The sequence below is a fragment of the Sphingomonas sp. AAP5 genome (assembly GCF_004354345.1).
Taxonomy (GTDB): Bacteria; Pseudomonadota; Alphaproteobacteria; order Sphingomonadales; family Sphingomonadaceae; genus Sphingomonas; species Sphingomonas glacialis.
Genome location: NZ_CP037913.1, coordinates 2,355,523 through 2,378,844 on the forward strand (window position 1 = coordinate 2,355,523; position 23,322 = coordinate 2,378,844).

Genomic DNA, 23,322 nt, shown 5'->3' on the forward strand with positions numbered 1-23,322 from the left:
GCTATCCTCAACCCACCACGACCGTCGTCGGCGACGTGAATTTGTAATCCGGCACGAGCAGATTCTTCGGTGCCGGGCCTTTGCGGATGCGTGCCGCCGTGTCGTATTGCGACCCGTGGCACGGGCAGAAATAGCCGCCGAACTGGCCGCGATCCTCGCCGCTGGTGATGCCCTGCGGGATGCAGCCGAGATGCGTGCAGACGCCGAGCGTAATCAGCCAGTTCTTTTGACCGCGCGTGCGCTGCTCGAGCGTTTCGGGGTCGCGCAGCGACTTGATGTCGACCTTGTCGGCGGCGGAGATTTCCGCAGGCGTCAGGTTGCGGACGAAGAGTGGCTGCTTGCGGAACGACACGACGACGCCCTGCCCGGCCTCGACCTTGCTGAGATCGACTTCGGTCGTCGCCAGCGCGAGCACGTCGGCCGACGGGTTCATCTGGTTGATCAAGGGGACGACGATGGCGAGCGCGCCCACGCCGGCGACAGAAACCGCCGCGATGTTGAGGAAATCGCGACGTCGCGGCTCCCCGTCATGGTGCGGTTCCTCGTGTAGGGGAACGTCCAGGGTGTTTCCGCTTGCCATCCACTCGCCCTTGTTCTTCGCCCCCCGCCACTGCGCGCGGTCGAGCGATCAATTTTTGACACGACGCCCTGCACGACGGATCCACAGGCACGCCTGAACGCTTCCCTCGATCGGGGAAGCTTGAGGGCTCTGTTAGCCGGGCCGCCTAGCTTTTGCCAACTGCATTTTAAGGGTGCTAGCGGGGCGGCATGCGTATTGCTCTTTATCAACCCGACATGGCCGGCAATGTCGGCGCCATCTTCCGGCTCGGCGCCTGTCTCGGCGCAGGCGTCGACGTGATCGAGCCGACGGGCTTTACCTGGAGCGAGAAGGCGCTCGCCCGCTCGGGGATGGATTATGCCGAACTGGTCGAGGTGCGGCGACATGTCGACTGGGACGCGTTCGTCGCGACTGTGCCGGGGCGAATCGTGCTGCTGTCGACGCGCGGCGGGGTGCGGCTCGACGCCGCAGCGTTCCGCGCCGACGACGTGCTGCTGATGGGATCGGAGGGCAGCGGCGTTCCCGACGCGGTACACGACCAGGCCGATCTTGCGGTGCGGATCCCGCTGGTACCGGGGATGCGTTCGCTCAATATCGCGGTGGCGGCGGGAATCGCGTTGAGCGAGGCGCTGCGCCAGACCGGCGGCTGGCCGGCATAAATCCGCGCTCGGAACTCGGGGGAGGATGTGGAAAGCCATCTCGACTTGGGCGCGATCCCTCGTCACAACAGCGGCATGCAACTCGACCCCGAACAAACCACCGCCCGCCTTTGGTTCGAGCAATTGCGCGACCAGATCTGCGCCGAATTCGTCGCGATCGAACGCGAGGCCGGCTCGGACGCCGATTTCGACTACACCGCGTGGGACCGCACCGACCCGAGCGGCGGTGACGGCGGCGGCGGGGTGCGCGGCGTGATGAAGGGCCAGGTCTTCGAAAAGGTCGGGGTCAACGTCTCGACCGTCGGTGGCGCGTTCGAGGGCGAATTCGCCAAGTCGATCCACGGCGCGGCCGAAGACCCGAGCTTCTTTGCGACCGGCATCAGCCTGGTCGCGCACATGGCCAACCCGCATGTGCCCGCGGTCCATATGAACTGCCGCTTCCTCGTGACCACTAAGCGCTGGTTTGGCGGCGGCGCCGATCTCAACCCGCCCTTGCCCTATCCCGAGGACACCGCCGAATTCCACGCCGCGATGAAGGCCGCGTGCGACCCGCACGGCGCGGACTATTACGAGCGCTATTCGAAATGGGCCGAGGACTATTTCTACATCCCGCACCGCAAGGTGCATCGCGGCGTCGGCGGGATCTTCTGCGACCATCTCGAGGGCGATTTCGCCGCCAATTTCGCCTTCATCCAGGATCTCGGCCGCGCGTTTCTCGACGTATACCCGAAGATCGTGCGGCGGCGGATGAACTTGCCCTTCACGCCCGCCGACACCGCGCAGATGCTCGAATGGCGCGGGCGCTATGCCGAATTCAACCTGGTCTATGATCGCGGCACGCTGTTCGGGCTCAAGACCGGCGGCAATATCGATGCGATCCTGATGAGCTTGCCGCCGCTCGCGACCTGGTCGTGAGCCGATGGGGCTGACACCGGTCCGCGACGCAGAGGTCGCGGCGATCGTCACCACGCTCGAGATGCGGCAAAAGCCGCCGCTGCGCCCCCTCCCCGCCTCGCGGCTACGGCTCGCACGCTGGGAGGCGCCGACGCCCGATCGCTACCGCGTTCTGTTCCGCCGCGTCGGCGCGCCGTGGCTGTGGTTCTCGCGCCTCGTGATCGACGAAGCCGCCCTGCGCGCGATTATTCATGATCCGGCCGTTGCGGTCTATGCCGTGGTCGATCCCGCGGGGATCGAAGTGGGGATGGTCGAGCTCGACTTTCGCCAGCCCGCAACATGCGAAATCTCGTATTTCGCGCTCATCCCCGAACTTGCGGGTCAGGGCTTTGGCCGCTGGCTGATGGCAGAAACGCTCGCGCGCGCCTGGACCAAGGGGATCGCGCGCGTTTGGCTCCACACCTGCACGCTCGACCATCCGAGCGCGCTCAATTTCTACCGCGCGCAAGGCTTCACCGCGATCCAGCGGACGATCGAAACCTTCGCCGATCCGCGCATCACCGGGCACCTCCCGCCCGAGACGGCGCCTCAGATTCCGCTTCTGAGCCGCCGGTAGAGCGCGACCTCGAGCAGGATCGCGGCGACCGTCGCGACGCTGCGCGCGCCGCCATTGCACACGTCGAGCACTGCAGCGACGACTGGGTTGGCCATCGGCGCGCCGTTCATCGCCGAGCCGAGCAATTCGAACGGCAGCGCCAGCACGTCGCCCGCAATCAACGGCACGCACGCAAACGCCATCAGCGTGAGGCCATGCCCGCGCGTGAGCGCAAAGCTGCGCCGCCACGCCGCGATCACGCCGAGCGGCCGCTCGGCGACGAAGGCCGGGCCGATCGCCATCAGCCGCCCTTTCAGATACAGGCCCGGAATCAGCAGCAGCGAGGCGATGTTGACGGGGAAGGTCACCACCAGCGCCAGCAGGATGTAGCGCGGCAGCAGCGGCAAAGCCTTGCGCAACGCGCCGGCGACATCGGGGCGGTCGCGATCTGTATAGAGCAGCAGCAGCGTCAGCGTTCCGAACAGCGACGCCAGCGTCAGCGCGAGCACGAGCAGGTCGTTATGCCTCGACCACAGAGCGACCGCATCGAGCCACGCCTGCAGCGCGACCGGATCCGAGCTCGACGCGGGCAGCGGCGGGGTCGGGTCGACGAACATCACTTGCGCCACCCGCGGCACCAGCAGGAAGACGCCCCCGACCGCGATCAACAGGTCGCGATCGCGCTTCGCCATCGCCCAGGCGTCGCGCAGCACGGCGGCAGCATCGAGCTTCATGAGCGCGCGACGATCGCCTCGCGGGCGGCGAGATACAGCTTGGCGAGGAACACCACCGCGAGCAGCGAGAAGAGCGTCGAGACGCCAGCGACGACGACCTGCGTCAGGATGCTGGCGAGCGTGACGGTCCCCTCGCCGCCGAGAACGAGCGCGAACACCGTCCCGAATACGCTCTTGGCCGCCGCCGAGGCGACCCATGAAACCACGCCGTACAGCATCACCACGCCGATCACCTTCCACGCGATATGCCGCGTCAAATCAAAACTCCGGCGATAGACGCCCAATCCGCGCCGCTCCTCGAGCACGATCGGGGTCACCAGCACCACGCAGCGCGCATAGGCCCAGAACAGCACGACGGCCAGTACGAGACTGTAGAGCGAGACGAACGCCATCGCGCCGCCATTGACGTCGCCCGGCTGCAGCGTGCCGGCGGCAAGCGCGGCCATGTTCATCCCGCTCAGGCCAAGCACGATCACGATCGGCATCGCCAGCACGACGACCACCGCGAGCGTCACCAGCCCAATCCCGAGCACGGGCAGGAAACGCCGATTGGCGACCTGCACCGCGGCAGCGCGCGAGATCGCCGGATCGAGCGCGAGCGCGGTGAGCGCGAGCCCCGCCCAACTCGTCAGCAGCGACAGCAGCAAGACGATAATCCCGAGCAGCAGGTCGCCGCCATGCCCGCTCGATCCCATCAGCGGCATCAGCGTACCGATCAGGGCCAGCGGCACGAACAGCCCGAGCAGCACGATCGGCAGCATCGCGGCGCGGTGCTCGCTCAGGCAGTCCGTGGTGCGATCCCACACGGTGCTCATCGTCACGCTCACGCCGTTCCTCCCCGCTTCGCCGCGCGGCCCCGACCGCGCGCCCGCTCTTAGACCGACGCCGCCGCGCTTGCCAATCACTTGCGTCCGGCCTGCAGCCGGGCCACATCGCGCAGGTGACCGATCTTCGCGACGACATCGAATGGCGCATCTCTCCCGCGCCGATCCCCTACGCCGAGGCGCTCGCCGAGATGGAGGCGCGTGCCGCGGCGGTGGTCGAAGGCCGAGCGCGCGAGCTGATCTGGCTGCTCGAACATCCTGCGGTCTACACCGGCGGGACGAGCGCCGACCCGAGCGAACTGCGCGACCCGCAATTCCCGGTGGTGCAGACCGGACGCGGCGGGCGCTACACCTATCACGGCCCCGGGCAGCGGATCGGCTATGTCGTGCTCGATCTCAACAAGCGCGGGCGTGACGTGCGCCAGTTCGTCCACGGTCTCGAAGGCTGGGTGATCGCCACGCTCGGCGATCTCGGCATCACCGCCTTCCGTGCGCCGGGCCGCGTCGGCATCTGGACGCACATCGCTGGCCCGCTCGGCGGCGACCCGGCCGAGGCCAAGATCGGGGCGATTGGCGTACGCGTTCGGCGCTGGGTGACGCTTCACGGCTTTTCGGTCAACCTCTCGCCCGACCTCGCGCACTTTGGCGGGATCGTGCCTTGCGGCCTCCCTGACTTCGCGGTGACCAGCGCCGAGATGCTCGGCCGGCCGACCGATTATGCAACTTTTGACGCAGCCTTGGCGTTGCGCCTTGCAGCGTTCCTGCAAACTCATTCTATCAGGCAACAAAACTGGGCTTGAGGGTCAGGCGTTTCCGGACTAATGTCCACCACGGTTTGGGTATTAAAGGTCTCGAGGCCAACCAACCATTTATCTAGGGAGCTTTCCAATGCGTGCATTCATTTCCAAGGTCGCTGCTGGTTCGATGATCGCTGTTGCGGCGATCGCGATTTCGGCATGCACCCCGAAGACCGAGACGACGACGACCGACAACACGATGGTCACCGACATGAACTCGACCGACACGATGGGCGCGACGACCAACGACACGATGACGTCGACCGACGCCGCTGGCAACGAAGGCATGATGGCAAACGACACCATGATGACCTCGAACACCACGACCATGACCACCACCAACGCAATGTAATCTTCCCGTCAGGGAACGATTATGGCGAGGGCCGTCCGGGCAACCGGGCGGCCCTTTCGATTCCAGCGCAGAACGCCCGGGCATCGGCATGCGATGAAACGAAAAGAGTTGGGTTGCGCGTCAAAAAGCCGTAATCGCAGCATCGTTAACGAGAGGCTTTCAATGACCGTGTTGCGTAAACTGGCTGCGATCACCGCAATCGCGGGCGCCGCCCTCGCCGTCACCCCTGCGTCGGCACAGTTCTTTTTCAAACCGCATGATTTCAGTGGCCCGCCGATCCGCGGCGACGAGCCCGGCCTGCCGACGCTGCCGGGTGCAACCGACGAGGAAGTTCGGGCGAACCTGGTGTGGAACATGCGCTCGGCACTCAACGTCGCGGCGCTGCAGTGCCAGTTCGAACCGAGCCTGTTGACGGTCGAGAATTACAACATCTCGCTGATCAACCATAAGGACGAGTTCAAGAAGTCGCTCGACATCCTGACCAAATATTTCACGCGCGTAAACAAGGGCCTCAAGCCCGGCCAGGCGGCGATGGACCGCTATGGCACGAAGACCTATTCGGCGTTCACCACGGTCAACGCGCAGCTCGGCTTCTGCCAGACCGCGGCAGCCGTCGCGACCGATGCGGCTTACGCACCGCGCGGCGAGCTGTACAAGGTCGCGGTGCGCGACATGAGTTCGCTGCGCAATGCGCTGATCCCGTTCGGCGAGGAACGCTTCGCGCGCCGCGTCCGCGTCGACACGCGGCTGTCGCTGCCGCGGCTCGACGACGTGTGCTGGGACAAGCGCGGCACCTGGCTCCAGCGCAAGTGCGGGGAATTCTCGACGACGTTCCGCTGACGCGGCGCGTCGGGGCCTGCCTCAGCGCAGGCCGAGCGCCTTGTGCGCCTGCAGCGTCAGCCGCCACTGCGGGCGCGCCATGACGAGGTCAATCGCGGCAGCAAGATTGGCCTCGGCAGCGATGCTGTCGAGCGGCTGGATCAGATGATGCGCGAAGTCCCAGCTTTCGAGCTCGGCGACATCGCTACCCGGCTGCGGCCAGACGAGCTTCAATTCATCCCCGCTGCGCTGGACGACTTCGCTCCCGGCCTTGGGGCTGATGCACACCCAGTCGATCCCGGGATGCACCGCGAGCGTCCCGTTGCTCTCGATCGCGATCTCGAAACCCGCGGCGTGGAGCGTGTCGACCAAGGCATCGTCGACTTGCAGCATCGGCTCGCCACCGGTGAGCACGACGAAGCGATGCGCCGGGTCCGTACCCCAGAAGTCCGCGACCGCCGCGACCAGCTCGACCGCATCGGCGAATTTCGCGCCGCCCGCGCCGTCGGTCCCGACGAAATCGGTATCGCAAAAACGGCAAATCGCGCTCGCGCGGTCCTGCTCGCGCCCCGACCACAGATTGCACCCGGCAAAGCGGACGAACACCGCGCGCCGCCCGGCCTGCACGCCTTCGCCCTGCAGCGTGAGGAACATTTCCTTGACCGCGTACGACATCGGCTCAGACCGCGTAGGCGGTGGGATCGGGAAACCCCGCTTCCGCGAAGCCCTTCTTGCGCAGCCGGCAGCTGTCGCACACGCCGCAATGCAACCCACCGGGCGCGGGGTCGTAGCACGACCAGCTGAGCGCCGGATCGATCTTCAACCGCGCCGCTTCGCGGACGATGTCGGCCTTGGTCATGTCCTGCAACGGCGCATGGATGCGGAACGGGCTGCCCTCGACGCCTGCCTTGGTGGCAAGTTCGGCAAGCCCCTCGAACGCAGCGATGAATTCGGGACGGCAATCGGGATAGCCCGAATAATCGAGCGCATTGACGCCGATGAACAGATCGCGCGCGCCCGCCGCTTCGGCCCAGCCGAGCGCAAGGCTGAGGAAGATCGTGTTGCGTGCCGGTACGTAGGTCACCGGGATCCCCGGCTGGACGCCGTCCTTGGGCACGTCGATATCGGCGGTCAGCGCCGATCCGCCGAACGCCGCGAGATCGAGCGGCAACATGACGTGTCGCTCGGCGCCGAGCACATGCGCGATCCGCCGCGCCGAAGCGAGCTCGAGCCGATGCCGCTGGTTATAATCGACCGACAGCGCGAGCAGCCGATAGCCCGCCTCGCGCGCAAAGGCCGCCGCGACCATCGAATCAAGACCGCCTGAGACCAAGACGACCGCAAGCGGTGCGGCGCCTGCAGGCGCTGCCGAAATGTTTTCGTTTGTCATAATCTCCCGCGGGTACCCCTCGCCCTCGCATTACGCAAGTATAGCCCCGTCAGAAAAACGGGCCGCCCTTAGGCGGCCCAGGGGATGCCCATCTCTGGGCGATTGGGAGAAAAGCGTGCGCTCACAAGAATTGCACGAACCCGTCCTAGTGCCGAAAGATTGAAAAGACCTTTACCGCGATCACTTAAGGCGCGCGACACCTGCCGCGCAGTCGCCGACGCGACGCGCCTCATATTGCTCGTCGAACGGCGCACCGCTCAGAATGCCCTGCGTCTCGAGATTGAAATTGCGCTGCGTCGCGACCTTGACGCTGGTCTGCCCATGGCCGGTCCCGGGGCAGACATAGGTCACCCGCGCGACATTGGCATCGTCGACCAGGACTTTGTGCTGGCACTGCGCGTTGCCATGCCCGAACTGGATCAGCGGGCGTGCATCGGCGATGCAGATTGACCGCGGCGGCGCATCGCTATCGAGCGCCTTGAACTGCCATTCACCCGGTTCGATCCGCGCCAGCGCGGCCAGTGTCGGCGCGCCCGCTGGCGCTGCGGCGGCCAAGCCGCCCGTCGCTGCCAAGCCCGCAATCATTGCGCGCACCACGTTTCGCACTTGCATTGTATCGATCCCTGTCCGGCAGCGCGCCTCTGCGCGGCCGGCTCGCTTCCAGACGCGTATCTGGGGATACACCCGGCCTGTTACAATGCGTTTACGTAACGATCTCGCTCGCGGCGGGAACGGGAAATTTGGTCGCGCAAAACGCGCAATCGACGAAGATCATGCCGTTCTCATCGGCCATCGCCTGCTGCTCGGACGGCGGGAATTTGCCGAGCACTTGCGCGATATAATCGGGCGAGCAGCGGCAGCCGCGCGCGAACGCGGTCTCGCCGTGGAGGCGGACTTCTTCCTCCTCGTTGAACAGGCGCCAGACGAGCGTCTCGAGCGGCAGCGCCGGGTCGGCAAGTTCATCGGCCGCCATCGTCCCACCCAGGATCGCGACATGTTCCCACTCGGGATGGTCGAGCCGGGTGTGGAGCCGCTCGCGGCCATCCTCGCCCTCGGGGAGATGCTGGAGCAGCAGCCCGCCCGCGACGCGCTTGCCGTCCGCCGCGCGGCCGACGCCGACGCGCACCAGCGTCGGGATCTGCTCGGACTGCAGGAAATAATGCTCGGCCGCCTCGCTCAGCGAGCTGCCATCGAGCGGGACGATCCCCTGATAGCGCTCGCCCGTCGTCGCCTGGTCGAAGGTGATCGCAAGATAGCCTGCACCGAACAGCGCGAACAGGCTCGGCTCTTCCGGCCCCGCGGCGAGCCGCTCGACATCGTATTGGACATAGCCGCGCAGTTCGCCGCCGCGATAATCGCACACCAGCAGCGTGACGATACCGTTCTGCGTCTGCGCCTGCATCGTCAGCTGGCCGCCAGCATCCTTGAGCGTCGAGCCGATCAGCGCGGCGAGCGTCAGCGCCTCGGCGAGCAACGCCTCGATCGCGGGCGGGTAAGCGTGTGCGGCGAGGATGGTGTCGAGCACCGGCCCCAGCCGCACGATGCGGCCGCGCGCGTGGCGCTGCGGAATAGTGAAGCCGAGCGCGCGGTCGGTGTCGGTGGTGATCGGATCGGTCATCGCAAACTTTCGTCACCCCAGCGAACGCTGGGGTCTCATGGGGCTCGGGAGCGCCCTACAGCCAGGAGATCCCGGCTTTCGCCGGGATGACGGATATGGTGGACGCTCAGCGCGGGTTCAACCGATCTGACCGAAGCACCAGCGCAGCACCGATTTCTGCGCATGCAGCCGGTTCTCCGCCTCGGGCCAGATCAGCGATTGCGGCCCGTCGATCACCTCGGGCGTCACCTCCTCGCCGCGATGCGCGGGGAGGCAGTGGAGGAACACCGCTGCTGGATTGGCCTGCGCCATCAGCGCGGCGTCGACTTGATACGGCAGCATCGCCTTGAGCTTGGTGTCGGCATGCGCCTGCCCCATCGAGATCCAGGTGTCGGTGATGACGACATCGGCGCCCGCCACCGCCTCCGCGGGGTCCGAGACGACGCGCGCGCGCCCCGCGCCGCGGCCGATCACGGCATCGTCGGGCTGGAACCCTTGCGGGCACGCCGCGACGACGTCGAACTGCATCAGCCCGGCGGCCTCGACGATCGAGGCGAGGACGTTGTTGCCATCACCGAGCCAGGCGACCTTGAGCCCGGGTAGCGGTTTGCCCGCCTCGAGGATCGTCAGCAGGTCGGCCATGATCTGGCACGGATGCGAATCGTCGGTCAGGCCGTTGATGACCGGGATCGTCGCATACTGCGCCATTTCCTCGAGCTTGGCGTGATCGTCGGTACGCAGCATGATCGCGTCGCAATAGCCCGACAGCACGCGCGCGGTGTCGGCAACGGTCTCGCCGCGGCCGAGCTGCGTGGTGCCGGAGTCGAGGATCACCGAGCTGCCGCCCAGCTGGCGGATCGCCATGTCGAACGACACACGCGTACGAGTCGAGCTCTTTTCGAACACCATCGCGAGCGTGTGGCCGGCGAGCGGCGCGTCGGCATCGGGCTTGCCCTTGGGCCGGCCGGCGCGCGCCGCCTTGCGGTCGAGCGCATCGGCCAGCATCGCGGCCACGCCGTCAGGGCCGGCATCGGAAAGCGAGAGGAAGTTACGCATCCTAAATCCTTAATTCCCTCTCCCTCTGGGAGAGGGAGGGAGCGGCGAAGCCGCGGAAGGGTGAGGACAGGGTGTTGGCGTGCGTTGCCTTCACCCTTCCCACTCGGCTGCGCCGAGCGGCCCCTTCCCTCTCCCAAAGGGAGAGGGAGTTTTAGCTCACGCCGCCACCGCCACGGGCGTGAAATCGCGCGCGCCGTCGCTCAGCTTCTGGACGAACTCGGCGATATGCGCGTCCTCGATCACCAGCGGCGGCAGGACGCGGACGACGTTCTCGCCCGCCGCGACCGTCAGCAGCCCGTGATGATCGCGCAGATGCGCCACGAAATCGCGTGCGACGACGGCATCCTTGAGCTTGATCCCGAACATCAGCCCCTTGCCGCGCAAGCTGTCGAAGATCTGGTCGTAATTCGGCATCATCTGTTCGACCGAGGCGCGCAGCCGCTCGCCCATCGCGGTCACATGCTCGAGGAAGCCCGGCTCGAGCATCACGTCGAGGATCGCCTCGCCCGCCGCCATCGCCAGCGGGTTGCCGCCATAAGTCGAGCCGTGCGTGCCGAATACCATCCCCTTCGCGGCTTCCTCGGTCGCGAGGCACGCGCCGAGCGGGAAACCGCCGGCGATGCCCTTGGCCGAGGACAGGATGTCGGGGGTGATGCCGTAATGTTCATACGCCCACATCTTGCCGGTCCGGCCATAGCCGCACTGGACCTCGTCGAGCACAAGCAGCAGGCCGTGCTCGTCGCACGCCTTGCGCAGCCCTTGCAGGAACTCGGTGGTGGATGCCGAGACGCCGCCCTCGCCCTGGATCGTCTCGACCATGAAGCCCGCCGTCGTATCGTCGATCAGCGCCAGCGCCGCTTCGAGATCGTTGAACGGCGCATAGGCGAAGCCCGGCAGCAGCGGTTCGAAGCCGTCGCGCATCTTCGGCTGGTTGGTCGCCGAGATCGCCCCCATCGTGCGCCCGTGAAAGGCGTTGTTGAAGGTGATCAGCGTCGTGCGCTGCGGATTGCCGTTGGCGTAGTGATAGCGCCGCGCGGTCTTGATCGCGCATTCGACCGCTTCGGTGCCCGAATTGGTGAAGAACACCGTGTCGGCGAACGAATTCTCGACGATGCGCTGCGCGAGATGCTCGCCCTGCGGCGAACCGTAGAGATTGGAGACGTGCATCAGCGTGGCTGCTTGCTTGGCAATCGCCTCAACCAATTTGGGGTGGCCGTGGCCAAGCGCGTTGACCGCGATGCCGGCGGCGAAATCGAGATATTGCTCGCCTTGCTCGCCGTACAGATAGCAGCCTTCGCCTCGCACCGGGCGTACGCCGCACCGCGGGTACACAGGCATCAAAGCGGGGGTCGACACGGGCCGTCTCCTGAAAAAGCAAAAGGGCGACCCAACCGGTCGCCCGAATCCCGTTTTACGAAGATGCCGCCGCAAGCGCAACACCGCGCGGCATCGGCCGGGAAGACGCTATTGCGACGGGCCGACCGGCGCGATCTTCATGCCGTCGCCGAGTTGATCGACTCGCGTCAGCGCGACCCACTCGCCCTTTTGCAGCCCGGCGCTTACGCCGATGCCGTCGGGCGTCTGTTCGCCGAGCGTCACCGCGCGCTTTTGGACGCGCGCGCTTGCCAGATCGACGACATAGACCGCCGCAGCGCCTGTATGCGGACCGAGGATCGCGCTCGGCGGGACCGCGAGCATCGTCGTGCCAGCGCCCGTCGCGACAATTCGCGCGGTTGCCGACTGGCCAGCGGCGAAACGCGAATCACGCGGCAAGGTGATTTCGACCTCTGATGCGCCCGCCTTGGGCGGCGCGATCCGGATTACGCGCCCGACGACGACATCGCCGTGGAATGCCGGAAAGCGGATTTGCGCGCTTGCGCCGAGCGTGATGCGCGCCGCGTCCGCCCAGGGCAGCGTGGCGAGCAAGGCATAGCTGGCGTTGGCGGCCTTCGCCCCCGGTGCCGCACTCCCCGGCATCGCCTCGACCGCGCGCGCGGCGACCGTGCCGGGTCCGCTGACGGTTGCGGCAAACACCGTCCCGCCGACTTGTGCGATGCGGACTTGCGGTGCCTGCGGGGCTTGCGCCGTCGCCCCCGCCCCCGCCCCCGCCGTCGGGACGGCGTTTGGCGCAGCCTTGCCGCACGCCGCGACGAGCAGCCCCATTCCCAGCGCACACCAGATCCGCATCGCCAATTCCTTCTGCCCGCGCGCTACGCCAAGCGCGCGCGACACGGAACGCCTCAGTTCTTGATCTTCCAGCCCGAGCGCAGCAGCGCGTAGCACAGCGTCCCGAGCGCGACGTCGATCGCGAGGATCACCGCGCCGCCGACCAGCACGGGCGAGTCGGCGGTGCCGAGGAAGCCGTAGCGGAAGCCCGAGATGATGTAGAAGAACGGGTTTACATGGCTGAACGCGCGGAACGCGGGCGCGAGCGTATCGACCGAATAGAACGTGCCCGACAGCAGCGTCAGCGGCGCGATCACGAAATTCTGGACGGCGGCGGCATGATCGAACTTCTCCGCCCAGATCGAGGTCAGCACCCCGACCAGCGCCAGGAACGCCGAGCCGAGCAGCCCGAACCACAGGATCGCGAGCGGATGGACGGGCACGATATGGACGCCCGGCCACAAGGCCATCGCGACCGACACGGCAAGCCCCACGCAAATCGCGCGCGTCACCGCACCACCGACCATCGCGACGAGCAACTCGGCGGTCGACAGCGGCGGCATCAGATAATCGACGATCGTCCCCTGGATCTTGCCGACCAGCAGCGAGAAGCTCGCATTGGCGAACGCGTTCTGCAGCATGCCCATCACGATCAGCCCGGGGGCGATGAAATCGGCGAAGGGAACCGCGACCCCACCGACCATCACCGGGCGCTTTCCGCCCGTCGCGACGGTGAAAATGATCAGGAACAGCAGCGTCGTGATCGCCGGCGCCCAGATCGTCTGCAGCTGCACCTTGAAGAAACGGCGCACCTCCTTGATATAGAGCGTTCGAAGACCGCCCCAATTGACATTCCGGATGACCGGAACGCCGGGAGCGTTCATTTGGGTACGAATTTCGCCGATTGGGGGCTGGCTGCTCATGGGGGTGTCGCTAAAGACTGCCGCCGCCGCCCGCAACCCCGGCATGACGATTGGGAAAATTGAATGAGCTGGACCGACGAACGCATCGATACGCTGCGCAAGCGCTGGGAAGCAGGCCAGACCGCAAGCCAGATCGCCGAGGAACTCGGTGGCGTCAGCCGCAATGCCGTCATCGGCAAGGCGCACCGCCTTGGCCTGCAGTCGCGTCCCTCGCCGGTCAAGCCGAACGAGCCAGCGGCGGCGGCCGCCGCCGCGCCCGCACCGACGCCGGCCCCCGCGCCCGCACCAGTAGCACCGCCCAAGGCAGCGGCCCCGGTCGCACCCGCACCCAAGCCAGCGCCGCCTGCCCCGCGCCCGGCGGTCGTCGCAGCGCCCCCGGTCGCTGAGATCGAAGACGAGGCGGAAGAACAGGAGGTCGCGGTCGAGGCCGATAGCGACGACGACACCGACGAGGCTGACGCGGCCCCCGTCGTCGCGCGTCCCGCGCCCCCGATCCTGCGCTCGGTCGGCCCCGGCGGCTTCCTGCGCCAGGCACCCGGCGAGCAGCAAGCGCCGATCACGCCAGCGCCGCCGCGCCGCCTCGTACCCGCCAAGCCCTCGGCCGAAATGGCGGGCAAGACGACCTTGCTCGATCTCAACGACAAGATCTGCAAATGGCCGATCGGCCACCCGGGCGAACCCGACTTCCACTTCTGCGGCGAGAAGGTGAACCCCGGTTTCCCATATTGCGTCGGGCATTGCGGCCACGCGTATCAGGCGCAGCTGCCGCGCCGCGATCGCCGCCCCGCCCCGCCGCTCCCGTTCGGCGGCCCGCGCGCGCGCTGAACGCACGCGAAGCGTTACGAAAAAGGGGCGCCCGGCAGATGCCGGGCGCCCCTTTTCGTTTGCTTGCGTTCGTCACCCCGGGAAACGCCCGGAGTGACGCGTCGCGGTTCCTAGAAGCGGAAGTTCGCGGTCGCGCGCACGCTGTGCCAGCGGAACTTGTCGTCGCTGCGCTTGAAGTCGGTACCGCCAGTATTCGGTGCGAGCACGAACGGATTGGTCGCCGGCGCAGTGCCCTGCGTCACACGAACGCGATACTCATCGTCCTTATACTGGTTGTACAGATACTCGAGACCGATCGAGAAGTGACGACCGAGCTTCTGCTCGATGCCGCCGCCCGCGACGAAGCCCCATGCGTCATGCCGGCTGCCATTGTCGGCGAAGGCATTGGCGGTGTTGCTCGTGGCAAAGCTCGACTTGGTCTTGGCATAGGCGCCGCCACTGGTTGCATAGAACAGCGTCTTGTCGAACGCATAGCCGGCGCGCAGGCGGGCATTGGCGTCGAAGTCGACCTTGCGCGTCATGACGTAGCTGGCAGGCGTCGTGCTGAAGCCCGAGACGCTGTCACGCACCTGGCTCTTGCCGAACTCGCCGACGACACCGATCACGAAATGGCCATACTGCTTGTCGAAGCCGACGCGGCCCGAATAGCTGATATTGTCCTTGTCGTTGGTGCAGCCGGTCAGCGCGCCGGTGCTGGTCGCGCGACCGTTGCAGAAACCGGCGCCGGGCTGCGCGGCGGTCGGGGCGAAGGCATTCGCGCCAGCTGCGGTCGTTACCAGCTCGTTGAAATTGCCGTCACGGTTGCGGTCGAACAGGATGCTCGAGCCGACATCGTTGGGCTGCGCGTCGAAACCGACGGTGCCGCCGACATACAGGCCGTCGAACGGCTTGGGATCAGCCTCCTGCGCCATGGCGGGGGCTGCGAAAGCGAGGCCGGCAACCAGCATGGTGGCGGCGGAAAGAAGAGACTTGGTACGCATGGAAACTCCTGGGTTGCTGCTTCAGCGCAGGAGAGACGAGCGAGCGCGGCGCTTGGCCGCATCAACATGAACATTCTGTCATGTTGATGCGAAAATATCACACCCGGCCGCTGCGACCGCGCCATCACGCAGTGGTTGGCAGCGGTGCCACCGCGGTCCTATAGCAAGGACATGTCCGAAGACCTGTTCGCCGCCACCCCCAAACACCAGCCGACCGATTACGACGCCTCCTCGATCGAGGTGCTCGAGGGGTTGGAGCCCGTCCGCCGCCGACCGGGCATGTATATCGGCGGCACCGACGAGCGCGCCTATCACCATCTCGCCGCCGAAGTGCTCGACAATGCGATGGACGAAGCCGTCGCGGGCCACGCCACGCGGATCGAGATCGAACTGCATCCGGGCAACCGGCTGGTAATCGTCGACAATGGCCGCGGCATCCCGGTCGACCCGCATCCGAAATTTCCCGGCAAGTCGGCGCTCGAAGTGATCCTGTCCACGCTGCACTCGGGCGGCAAGTTCGACGGCAAGGCCTATGCGACGTCGGGCGGTCTGCACGGCGTCGGCGTCAGCGTCGTCAATGCGCTGTCGTCGGACACGATCGTCGAGGTCGCGCGCAACCGCGAGCTCTATCGCCAGCGTTTCTCGCGCGGCGAGACGCTCGGGCCGATCGAGCATGTCGGTGCCGCACCCAACCGGCGCGGCACGATGGTCAGCTTCATCCCCGACGAGCAGATCTTCGGCCCCGAGATGAGCTTCAAGCCCGCGCGACTGCACAAGCTCGCGCGCTCGAAGGCGTATCTGTTCGCGGGCGTCGAGATTCGCTGGAAGTGCGCGCCCGAGATGATCAGCGACGACACGCCGGCCGAAGCGGTGTTCCAGTTCCCCGGCGGCCTTGCCGATCACTTGCGCGAACAAGTCGGCGCGCGCGAGTGCGCGACGAGCGACTTCTTCGTCACGCGCCAGGATTTCCCCGCCGCGGCGGGTCGCGTCGAATGTGCGGTCGCGTGGCCGCTGTGGAGCGACGGCTCGTACAGCTGGTATTGTAACACCATCCCGACCCCCGATGGCGGCACGCACGAAGCGGGCCTGCGCAACGCGCTCGTCAAGGGCATCCGCGCGTTCGGCGAGCTGGTCGGGCAGAAGAAGGCCAAGGAAATCTCGGCCGAGGACATCATGACCGGCAGCGAGCTGATGCTCTCGGTCTTCATCCGCGATCCGCAATTCCAGAGCCAGACCAAGGACCGGCTTTCGAGCCCCGAGGCGACCCCGCTCGTCGAAAAAGCGGTGCGCGACCATTTCGACCATTTCCTCAGCAACAATATGGAGCGCGGCAAGGCGCTGCTGACCTATGTCATCGAGCGGATGGACGAGCGGCTCGCGCGCAAAGCCGAGCGCGAGGTCAAGCGCAAGACCGCGACCAGCGCGCGCAAGCTCCGCCTGCCCGGCAAGCTCACCGACTGCGCCTCGGCTGGCCCGGAGGGCACCGAGATCTTCATCGTCGAGGGGGATTCGGCCGGTGGCTCGGCCAAGCAGGCGCGCGATCGCAAGACGCAGGCGATCCTGCCGATCCGCGGCAAGATCCTCAACGTGGCGTCGGCGACGATGGCCAAGATCGCCGGCAATTCGGAAATCGCCGATCTCATCCAGGCACTCGGCTGCGGGACGCGAAAGACGTGCGTCGCGGAAAACCTGCGCTACGAACGCGTCGTCATCATGACCGACGCAGACGTCGACGGCGCGCATATCGCCACGCTGCTGATGACCTTCTTCTTCCAGGAAATGCCCGAGATCGTCCGCGCGGGGCATGTCTATCTCGCGCAGCCGCCGCTCTATCGCCTCACCTCGGGCACCAAGAGCCTCTACGCGATGGACGACGCGCATCGCGAGCTGCTCGAAAAGACCGAGTTCAAGGGCAAGAAGGTCGAGATCGGGCGCTTCAAGGGTCTTGGCGAGATGAACCCGATGCAGCTGCGCGAGACGACGATGGACCCCAAGTCGCGCGCGATGCTGCGGATCACGCTGCCGCAGGAATATGAGGACCGTGCGGGCGTCAAGGATCTGGTCGACCGGCTGATGGGCACCAACCCCGCGCACCGTTTCGCCTTCATCCAGGAAAATGCCGCGCGGCTCGACGAAGCGGCGATCGACGCCTGAGCGAGGCTTCCCGACCCCGCACCGCTGCGATACGCTGCGATCCAGGCTATGTGACGGGGGACACACGATGATTCGCAAGGTCGTTTTGCTGGTCGCGATCTTGGGCCTCGGTGCGCCCGCCGTTGCGCAGACCCCGCAGGCGGCAGCGACCGTGGCGAGCGACCCGCTCCGCCCGCGCGCGCAGGCGCTGCTCGGGATCCTCGGCGGCGGCGGCGACACCGCGGCGGAATTCGACCCGACTTTCCTGGCGCAAATCCCCGACGCGAAGATCCGCACGATCGCCAAGCAATTGTCGGACGCCTTCGGTGCGCCGCTGGCGATCGAGTCGCTGACTGCTACGACTCCGCAGAAAGCCAGTCTCACCGTCCGCTATGCGCGTGGAAGCGTGGCGATGACGATGACGGTCGAGCCGAGCGCGGCGCATCGCATCACCGGCCTGCTCGTCACCGGCACGACCTCGGGCGAGGCGTCGCTCGACCAGATCGTCGCGACGATCGGCACGCTGCCGGGCGTCGGCGGGTTCGCGCTCGCACGGCTCGGCGACGGCGCGCCAAGCGTGATGCAAGCGACCAAGCCGGACACCGATTTCGCGATTGGCTCGGCGTTCAAGCTCGCCATCCTGTCGGAGGCGATCCGCGCAACCAATGCGGGCGAACGGCGGTGGGACGATCTCGTCACGCTCGACGGCGCCCCGCTCCCCGGCGGGTTTTATACGCAGCAGCCTGCGGGCACCAAGGTCACGCTGCGCGAACTCGCGCAGAAGATGATCTCGGTGAGCGACAACAGCGCGACCGACATTCTGCTCGCCGCGCTCGGCCGCGCGAAGGTCGAGGCGATGTTACCGGTGATCGGCTGGCGCCATGCTGCGCGCAATCGCCCGCTGCTCGGCACACTCGACGTCTTCAAGCTCAAGGGGATTCCGGGCGGAGCACTCGGCAAGCGGTGGCTGGCGCTCGACGAAGCGGGACGCCGTGCGCTGCTCGCCAAGGACATCGCCGCAACGCCGCTGGGCGCGATCGACCCGCGGATGTTCCAGCGCGGCGTACCGGTAATGCTCGACATCGAATGGTTCGCCAGCCCCGCCGACCTCGTTCGCACGATGGACTGGATCCGCCGCAACACCGAAACCGGCCCCGGCGCGGAGGCTCGCGCGATCCTCGGCGTCAACCCCGGGGTCGGCCCGGCGCAAGCGGCGCGCTGGGGCTATGTCGGCTACAAGGGCGGCTCGGAGCCGGGCGTGATCGAGATGACGCTGTTGCTGCAGTCCAAGGCGGGCGCCTGGTATGCGCTGGCGGCAAGCTGGAACAATCCCGCGGCGGCGGTCGACGATGCACGCTTCGTGGCATTGGTCAGCAGGGCGGTGGATCTCGCTGCAGCAAACCCGTGATCTTGATGGCGATTACTGCGTATTACTTTGGAATCGACATATATCCTTTCGAAGCATAGCTTTCCCGCCAGCTATAGCAGCCAGGAGTGTTGCCATGTTTCGAACGACGTCGTTTGCCTTGGTCGCATTGCTCACCACCGGCGCAGCGTCCGCGCAGCAGCCGCTTCCGGCACCATCGACCGGTGGCCGCGACATCGTCGTCACGGGAACACCGCTCAAGGATCTGCGAAACGCGCTCGCGCGGTGTCTCGAGCAGCATTGCCCGCCCGACAAGGACATCGACGCCACGCTGGCGGTGGCGGAGGCGCAGTTCGTCGCCGGCCAATACCGTGATGCGCGCGCGACGATGCTCAAATCGATCGACCGCAACCGGCGCTTCGCCAAGACATATCCTGAGCCCGTGTCCGACCTCTATCGCGCGCACTCGCGTGTCGCGGCGCATCTTGGCGAGGATGGCGCCTATTTCGGAAGCGCGCTCGACGTGGTCAGCACGCTGAAGGCCGGCTTCGCGGATGACGATTGGCGCGTGCTCGGCGCCAAGCTCGAGCTGGGAGACGCGTACTTCAAGACCGGACGGTTCGAGGACGCGGTCGGCCTGTATCGCACCGTTGCGCGCCGCGCGCACGAGCTGCACCTCGGCCGGGCGGAAGGCATGGCGCTGCTCAGCATCGCCAACGCCTATGTCGCCGCCTCGCGTGTCCGGAACGACGGCTATTACGCAGCGGCGCTGAAAGCGTGCGACGCCGTCCGCGCCGCGACCGACCCCGCGATCGCGCCATTCGGCGCCGCCGCGACCGTGCTCAAGGCGAAGCTCGCGGTACGAACCGGAGAGCCCGGTGCGGTCGATCGGCTGGTCGCGACCTATCGCACGCTGGCGAAGGGCGCGGCCAAGCCGGTGCTGCTCTACGCCCCCACGATCGATCGTCCGATGCAGGCCTATCTCGAATTCCCGGACGGCGAAGCGCCGATCAAGGGGGCGGTGCAGGACTTCGCGGATCAATGGGTCGATATCGGCTTCAACATCGCGCCCGACGGCACCGTCGACGAGGCCGAGGTGCTCCGCCAGAGCCCGCACTATTCGGGCAAATGGGCGCAACCCGTGATGACTGCGATCCGTGGCCGGCGGTATGCGCCAAACGCAACCGGGCCAGGCACGTCGCGAGTCGAGCGCTACACCTATACCGCGACGTGGGAGTTCGAGACCGGCTCGCGGATTCGAACGCGCCGGCCGGTCCCCAAGATCGAAGTCCTCGACTTGACGAGCGATGCCGCCCTTCCCTCATCCTGACGCGCGTTAACCCCGCATCCGCGCCTGATGGTATTTCGCGCGCACGACGATGCCCGCGAGCAGGTGCAGCGCGGCGACGCCGAGGAGGAACAGCGGCAGGATCATCGGCACTTGCGGCCAATAGCGTGCGCGCAACGCCGCGAGCAGCGCACCCGCCACCGCAAGCGCGACGCCCATCCAGCGGATCGGCCGTGCGACCATGCGGAGTTCGGCCTTGTAGGCGGCGCGCTGTACGGGGTCGTTGAGGTCGGGCGGCGGCGCAGCGGCCGGGTCTTGCGTCATCGATTTGTCCATTCGCTGGCGAGGAGTCCCCACAGGATCGTGTCGCGGACCCCGATATGCGTTTCCCATTCGGCGCGCAGCCGTCCCTCGCGCTGGAAGCCGAGCGATTCGAGCAGCGCGTTGGAGGCGGTATTGTCGGGGTCAGTATCGGCAAACACACGGCGCCGCTGCTCGACGCCGAACAGCTGATCGAGCACCGCGCGCACCGCTTCACGCGCAATCCCGCTGCCCCACTGGTCGCGCGCCAGCATATAGCCGATCTCGACCACGCCCGGCCGCTTCTCGCCCGCCGCGACGAAGCCGATCGCGCGATCGTCGCCGTGCAGCGTGATCGCCCAGCCGCGCCACCCATTATCCGACTCAGCGAACTTCGCGCGGGTCTGGTCGACCGAGACGTGCGGGCCGTGCGACCAATAGGTCATCAGCTCGGGATCGGCGAAGCTCGGGAACAGCGCGTCGGCGTCTGCGACCGTGCGCTCGCGCAAGCGCAGCCGGGCGGTTTCGAGGACCGGGATCGGCGTCATGCCGTCAGCGCGGCGACGAGCGTCTTGACCTTCTTCTGCCGCCACTGCGGCGTCGGCGCGACGAGCCAATAGCCGAGCCGGTACGCCTTCGCCTCGCCCAAGGCGACGACGCGCCCGCTCGCCAGATCGGCAGCGGCGAGCAATTCGGGCACGGTCGCGCGTCCCAGCCCTTGCGCCGCGGCATCGAGCGCAAGGCCTGCATCGCCGACCCGCACGAGCGAAGTCGCTTCGTCGTCGACGCAGCCCGGCCAGGCGATCCGCGTATCGACGCCACCGCCGGCCGCCTCGACCGTCACCATTCCGGCCGAGGCGATCGCCTCGCCCTCATGCCCGCCCGGGCCATCGCCCCAGCGAATCGCGAGATCGAGATTGGCTTCGGTGAAGTCGATCATGTCGTCGGCGGAGATCAGCACGAAGCGCAATTCGCCATCGCCGCGCGCGATATCGGCGAGCCGCGGCATCAGCCACTTTTCGGTCAGATCGCGCGGCGCGGCGATCGTCAGCGACTTGCTCGTCTGCCCCGCCTGCATCGCGCGGACGGCCTCCTCGAACTGGAGGAAGCCGTGGCGGAGCGGCGCGAGCCCGGCCTCGCCTTCCGGCGTCAGCTCGAGCCCCTTGGTCGTCCGGCGGAACAGCACGACCCCGAGCGTATCCTCGAGTGCGCGGATCTGCTGCCCGACCGCGGCGGGGGTGACGGCGAGCTCATCGGCGGCGCGCGTGAAGCTCAGGTGGCGCGCGGCGGCGTCGAGCACGCGCAGGCCGTTGAGCGGGAGGTGCGTGCGCTTCATGCGATGCCACGCCCCACATCCGTCATGCCAGCGAAAGCTGGCATCTCACGGGAGCGCGCGCGCACCTCGCCCCAGAGACCCCAGCTTTCGCTGGGGTGACGATGCTTGGCGAGCTTCACGCCCCCACCGCCGGCGCAAGCAGCGCGAATTTCGGAATATCGACATCGAATGCCGAGCCATCCTCGGCGATCATCCGATAGCTGCCGAGCATCGACCCCGTCGGCGTCGAGAGCGGACAGCCCGAGACATAATCGTAGCTCTCGCCCGGCGCGATCATCGGCTGTTCGCCGATCACGCCTTCGCCCTCCACCGAGTGTCGTGCGCCGCGCCCATCGGTGATCGCCCAGTGGCGCGTCAGCAGCTGGACGCCCATCGCGCCGGCATTCTCGATACGGATATGATACGCCCAGAACCACCGCCCGCGCGCAGGCTCGGACTGCTCGGGCAGGAAGCTCACCGCAACGCGGACGATGACCCCGCGCGTCTCTGCGACGTACGGGAACAGCGCCTTCACAAGCCGGCCGCCGTCAAGGCGCCGTCGAGATCCTCGATCACGTCCTGCGGATCCTCGAGCCCGACGTTGAAGCGCAGCAGCCCCTCGGTCACGCCCATTTCGAGCCGTTTGTCCTCGGACACGCCGTAATGAGTCGTCGACGCGGGATGCGTCATCAGCGAGCGCGAATCGCCGATATTGTTCGAGATGTCGACGAGGCGCAGGCCGTCGAGCAGCGCATGCGCTTGTTTACGATCGGCCACCTCGAACGCGAAGATCGGCCCGCACGCGTCCATCTGCGCCATCGCGAGCGCATGCTGCGGGTGGCTCGCCAGCCCCGGATGGAGCATGCGGGGCACGCGCGTCTCGAGGAAGGCACCGACCTTGAGGCTGTTCTCGCTCTGCCGGCGAATGCGCAGGTCGAGCGTCTCGAGCCCTTTCAGCACCACCCAGGCATTGAACGCGCTAAGCGTCGGCCCGGTGTTGCGCGTGAAGGGCAGCAGCGTGTTGGTGATGAAATCCTCGGTCCCGCAGACCGCACCCGCAAGCACGCGCCCCTGCCCGTCCATCATCTTGGTCGCGCTATACGCGGTGACGTCGGCGCCGAATTCCATCGGCCGCTGCAGCGCGGGCGTGGCGAACGCATTGTCGACCACCGAGGTGATGCCGCGTTCGCGCGCGATGTCGCACACGGCTTTGAGATCGACGATGTCCATCGTCGGATTGGCAGGCGTTTCGAAGAAGAACACCTTGGTATTCGCCTTCGCCGCATCCGCAAACGCTTGCGGGTCGCGCGCATCGACGACGGTCGTCTCGATCCCGAACTTGGGGAGCAGCGTATCGACCAGCCAGCGGCACGACCCGAACGCGGCGCGCCCGGCGACGACATGGTCGCCGGTCTGCAGCTGGCACAGCAGCACCGCAGTCATCGCTGCCATACCCGTCGCCATGGTGCGGCATGCCTCCGCCCCCTCGAGCAAGGCGATGCGGCCTTCGAGCATCTCGACCGTCGGGTTCTGCAACCGCGAATAGGTCATGCCGTCCTGCTCGCCGGCAAAGCGCGCGGCAGCGTCGGCGGCGCAATCATAGGCATAGCCCGAGGTGAGGAAGATCGCCTCGGACGTCTCCCCGAACTCGCTGCGCGCGGTGCCGCCGCGCACGGCTTGGGTGGCGGGGCGCCATTGGCGCGTGATGCTCTGGTCCTGGCCGGTACGACGTTTCATGGGCGTTGCTTTG

At 66.9% G+C, this 23,322-nt stretch carries 27 protein-coding genes; 10 read left to right on the forward strand and 17 right to left on the reverse strand.

Annotated features, from left to right (window positions below; translation table 11 throughout):
* Nucleotides 1-7 precede the first annotated feature (7 nt).
* Nucleotides 8-580, reverse strand: coding sequence for a ubiquinol-cytochrome c reductase iron-sulfur subunit (gene petA / locus E2E30_RS10930; RefSeq protein ID WP_133189719.1), 573 nt, complete (start codon nt 578-580; stop codon nt 8-10).
* A gap of 188 nt (nt 581-768) precedes the next feature.
* Between petA and E2E30_RS10935 the strand changes: the two genes are divergently transcribed.
* The 3 genes from E2E30_RS10935 (at nt 769) to E2E30_RS10945 (ending at nt 2,728) form a co-directional block, all read left to right on the forward strand.
* Complete coding sequence (locus E2E30_RS10935; RefSeq protein WP_133189721.1) at nt 769-1,218, forward strand: tRNA (cytidine(34)-2'-O)-methyltransferase; 450 nt, start codon at nt 769-771, stop codon at nt 1,216-1,218.
* A gap of 75 nt (nt 1,219-1,293) precedes the next feature.
* Complete coding sequence (gene hemF / locus E2E30_RS10940) at nt 1,294-2,133, forward strand: oxygen-dependent coproporphyrinogen oxidase (RefSeq protein WP_133189723.1); 840 nt, start codon at nt 1,294-1,296, stop codon at nt 2,131-2,133.
* Between the two features lie 4 nt (nt 2,134-2,137).
* Nucleotides 2,138-2,728 (forward strand): GNAT family N-acetyltransferase, encoded by a 591-nt coding sequence (locus E2E30_RS10945; protein WP_133189725.1) that lies wholly within the window; start codon nt 2,138-2,140, stop codon nt 2,726-2,728.
* Here the strand turns inward: E2E30_RS10945 and E2E30_RS10950 are convergent.
* Together E2E30_RS10950 and E2E30_RS10955 are read right to left on the reverse strand one after the other, a co-directional pair.
* Nucleotides 2,701-3,441 carry a hypothetical protein gene (locus E2E30_RS10950; RefSeq protein ID WP_133189727.1) on the reverse strand — a complete coding sequence of 247 codons (741 nt, stop codon included), beginning with the start codon at nt 3,439-3,441 and terminating at the stop codon, nt 2,701-2,703. The two genes, E2E30_RS10945 and E2E30_RS10950, sit on opposite strands and share 28 nt — an antisense overlap.
* The gene (locus E2E30_RS10955) at nt 3,438-4,268 is read right to left on the reverse strand and encodes a hypothetical protein (RefSeq protein WP_206365559.1); all 831 of its coding nucleotides are present in this window, start codon (nt 4,266-4,268) and stop codon (nt 3,438-3,440) included. Before E2E30_RS10955 ends, E2E30_RS10950 begins: the two co-directional genes overlap by 4 nt.
* A gap of 113 nt (nt 4,269-4,381) precedes the next feature.
* On the opposite strand from E2E30_RS10955, the gene lipB reads away from it, so the two are divergent.
* From lipB to E2E30_RS10970, 3 genes are all read left to right on the forward strand, one after another.
* Entirely contained in the window at nt 4,382-5,065 is a 684-nt protein-coding gene (lipB, locus tag E2E30_RS10960) for a lipoyl(octanoyl) transferase LipB (RefSeq protein ID WP_133189729.1), read from the forward strand.
* A gap of 88 nt (nt 5,066-5,153) precedes the next feature.
* Nucleotides 5,154-5,414: a hypothetical protein gene (locus tag E2E30_RS10965; RefSeq protein WP_133189731.1), complete on the forward strand. Its 261-nt coding sequence runs from the start codon at nt 5,154-5,156 to the stop codon at nt 5,412-5,414.
* 162 nt (nt 5,415-5,576) lie between these two features.
* Nucleotides 5,577-6,254: a hypothetical protein gene (locus E2E30_RS10970; RefSeq protein ID WP_133189733.1), complete on the forward strand. Its 678-nt coding sequence runs from the start codon at nt 5,577-5,579 to the stop codon at nt 6,252-6,254.
* A 21-nt stretch (nt 6,255-6,275) separates the two neighbouring features.
* On the opposite strand, the gene queE is transcribed toward E2E30_RS10970, so the two are convergent.
* The 8 genes from queE to E2E30_RS11010 form a co-directional block, all read right to left on the reverse strand.
* Nucleotides 6,276-6,908, reverse strand: coding sequence for a 7-carboxy-7-deazaguanine synthase (queE, locus tag E2E30_RS10975; RefSeq protein ID WP_133189735.1), 633 nt, complete (start codon nt 6,906-6,908; stop codon nt 6,276-6,278).
* 4 nt (nt 6,909-6,912) lie between these two features.
* Complete coding sequence (gene queC, locus E2E30_RS10980; protein WP_133189737.1) at nt 6,913-7,623, reverse strand: 7-cyano-7-deazaguanine synthase QueC; 711 nt, start codon at nt 7,621-7,623, stop codon at nt 6,913-6,915.
* Nucleotides 7,624-7,803: 180 nt separating this feature from the next.
* Entirely contained in the window at nt 7,804-8,235 is a 432-nt protein-coding gene (locus E2E30_RS10985; protein WP_133189739.1) for a DUF3617 domain-containing protein, read from the reverse strand.
* A gap of 91 nt (nt 8,236-8,326) precedes the next feature.
* Nucleotides 8,327-9,241: an Hsp33 family molecular chaperone HslO gene (gene hslO, locus E2E30_RS10990; protein WP_133189741.1), complete on the reverse strand. Its 915-nt coding sequence runs from the start codon at nt 9,239-9,241 to the stop codon at nt 8,327-8,329.
* A 117-nt stretch (nt 9,242-9,358) separates the two neighbouring features.
* The gene (argF, locus tag E2E30_RS10995) at nt 9,359-10,276 is read right to left on the reverse strand and encodes an ornithine carbamoyltransferase (protein WP_133189743.1); all 918 of its coding nucleotides are present in this window, start codon (nt 10,274-10,276) and stop codon (nt 9,359-9,361) included.
* 156 nt (nt 10,277-10,432) lie between these two features.
* Nucleotides 10,433-11,632 (reverse strand): aspartate aminotransferase family protein, encoded by a 1,200-nt coding sequence (locus tag E2E30_RS11000; RefSeq protein WP_133189745.1) that lies wholly within the window; start codon nt 11,630-11,632, stop codon nt 10,433-10,435.
* Between the two features lie 108 nt (nt 11,633-11,740).
* Complete coding sequence (locus tag E2E30_RS11005) at nt 11,741-12,463, reverse strand: efflux RND transporter periplasmic adaptor subunit (protein ID WP_133189747.1); 723 nt, start codon at nt 12,461-12,463, stop codon at nt 11,741-11,743.
* A 53-nt stretch (nt 12,464-12,516) separates the two neighbouring features.
* Nucleotides 12,517-13,365, reverse strand: a complete 849-nt coding sequence (locus tag E2E30_RS11010) for an ABC transporter permease (protein WP_133189749.1) — start codon at nt 13,363-13,365, stop codon at nt 12,517-12,519.
* A gap of 63 nt (nt 13,366-13,428) precedes the next feature.
* Here E2E30_RS11010 and E2E30_RS11015 point away from each other — a divergent pair, with 63 nt between their 5' ends.
* Nucleotides 13,429-14,190 (forward strand): GcrA family cell cycle regulator, encoded by a 762-nt coding sequence (locus E2E30_RS11015; protein WP_133189751.1) that lies wholly within the window; start codon nt 13,429-13,431, stop codon nt 14,188-14,190.
* Between the two features lie 110 nt (nt 14,191-14,300).
* On the opposite strand, the gene E2E30_RS11020 is transcribed toward E2E30_RS11015, so the two are convergent.
* Nucleotides 14,301-15,170: an outer membrane protein gene (locus E2E30_RS11020; protein WP_133189753.1), complete on the reverse strand. Its 870-nt coding sequence runs from the start codon at nt 15,168-15,170 to the stop codon at nt 14,301-14,303.
* Nucleotides 15,171-15,341: 171 nt separating this feature from the next.
* On the opposite strand from E2E30_RS11020, the gene parE reads away from it, so the two are divergent.
* From parE to E2E30_RS11035, 3 genes are all read left to right on the forward strand, one after another.
* Nucleotides 15,342-17,324 (forward strand): DNA topoisomerase IV subunit B, encoded by a 1,983-nt coding sequence (parE, locus tag E2E30_RS11025; RefSeq protein ID WP_133189755.1) that lies wholly within the window; start codon nt 15,342-15,344, stop codon nt 17,322-17,324.
* Between the two features lie 67 nt (nt 17,325-17,391).
* On the forward strand, nt 17,392-18,711 hold the full coding sequence (locus tag E2E30_RS11030; protein ID WP_133189757.1) for a serine hydrolase: 1,320 nt from the start codon (nt 17,392-17,394) through the stop codon (nt 18,709-18,711).
* 94 nt (nt 18,712-18,805) lie between these two features.
* A complete protein-coding gene (locus E2E30_RS11035) occupies nt 18,806-19,999 on the forward strand; it encodes a hypothetical protein (protein WP_133189759.1) in 1,194 nt (397 codons plus the stop codon).
* A gap of 6 nt (nt 20,000-20,005) precedes the next feature.
* On the opposite strand, the gene E2E30_RS11040 is transcribed toward E2E30_RS11035, so the two are convergent.
* The 5 genes from E2E30_RS11040 to E2E30_RS11060 all read right to left on the reverse strand — a co-directional run bounded on the left by E2E30_RS11040 (nt 20,006) and on the right by E2E30_RS11060 (nt 23,309).
* Nucleotides 20,006-20,281, reverse strand: coding sequence for a hypothetical protein (locus E2E30_RS11040; RefSeq protein ID WP_133189761.1), 276 nt, complete (start codon nt 20,279-20,281; stop codon nt 20,006-20,008).
* The gene (locus E2E30_RS11045; protein WP_133189763.1) at nt 20,278-20,805 is read right to left on the reverse strand and encodes a GNAT family N-acetyltransferase; all 528 of its coding nucleotides are present in this window, start codon (nt 20,803-20,805) and stop codon (nt 20,278-20,280) included. The genes E2E30_RS11040 and E2E30_RS11045 overlap by 4 nt, the downstream gene beginning before the upstream one ends.
* On the reverse strand, nt 20,802-21,593 hold the full coding sequence (locus E2E30_RS11050) for a LysR family transcriptional regulator (protein WP_133189765.1): 792 nt from the start codon (nt 21,591-21,593) through the stop codon (nt 20,802-20,804). The genes E2E30_RS11045 and E2E30_RS11050 overlap by 4 nt, the downstream gene beginning before the upstream one ends.
* Nucleotides 21,594-21,708: 115 nt before the next feature.
* Nucleotides 21,709-22,107, reverse strand: coding sequence for a Co2+/Mg2+ efflux protein ApaG (apaG, locus tag E2E30_RS11055; RefSeq protein WP_133189767.1), 399 nt, complete (start codon nt 22,105-22,107; stop codon nt 21,709-21,711).
* Nucleotides 22,104-23,309 (reverse strand): trans-sulfuration enzyme family protein, encoded by a 1,206-nt coding sequence (locus E2E30_RS11060; protein ID WP_133189769.1) that lies wholly within the window; start codon nt 23,307-23,309, stop codon nt 22,104-22,106. Before E2E30_RS11060 ends, apaG begins: the two co-directional genes overlap by 4 nt.
* Nucleotides 23,310-23,322 lie beyond the last annotated feature (13 nt).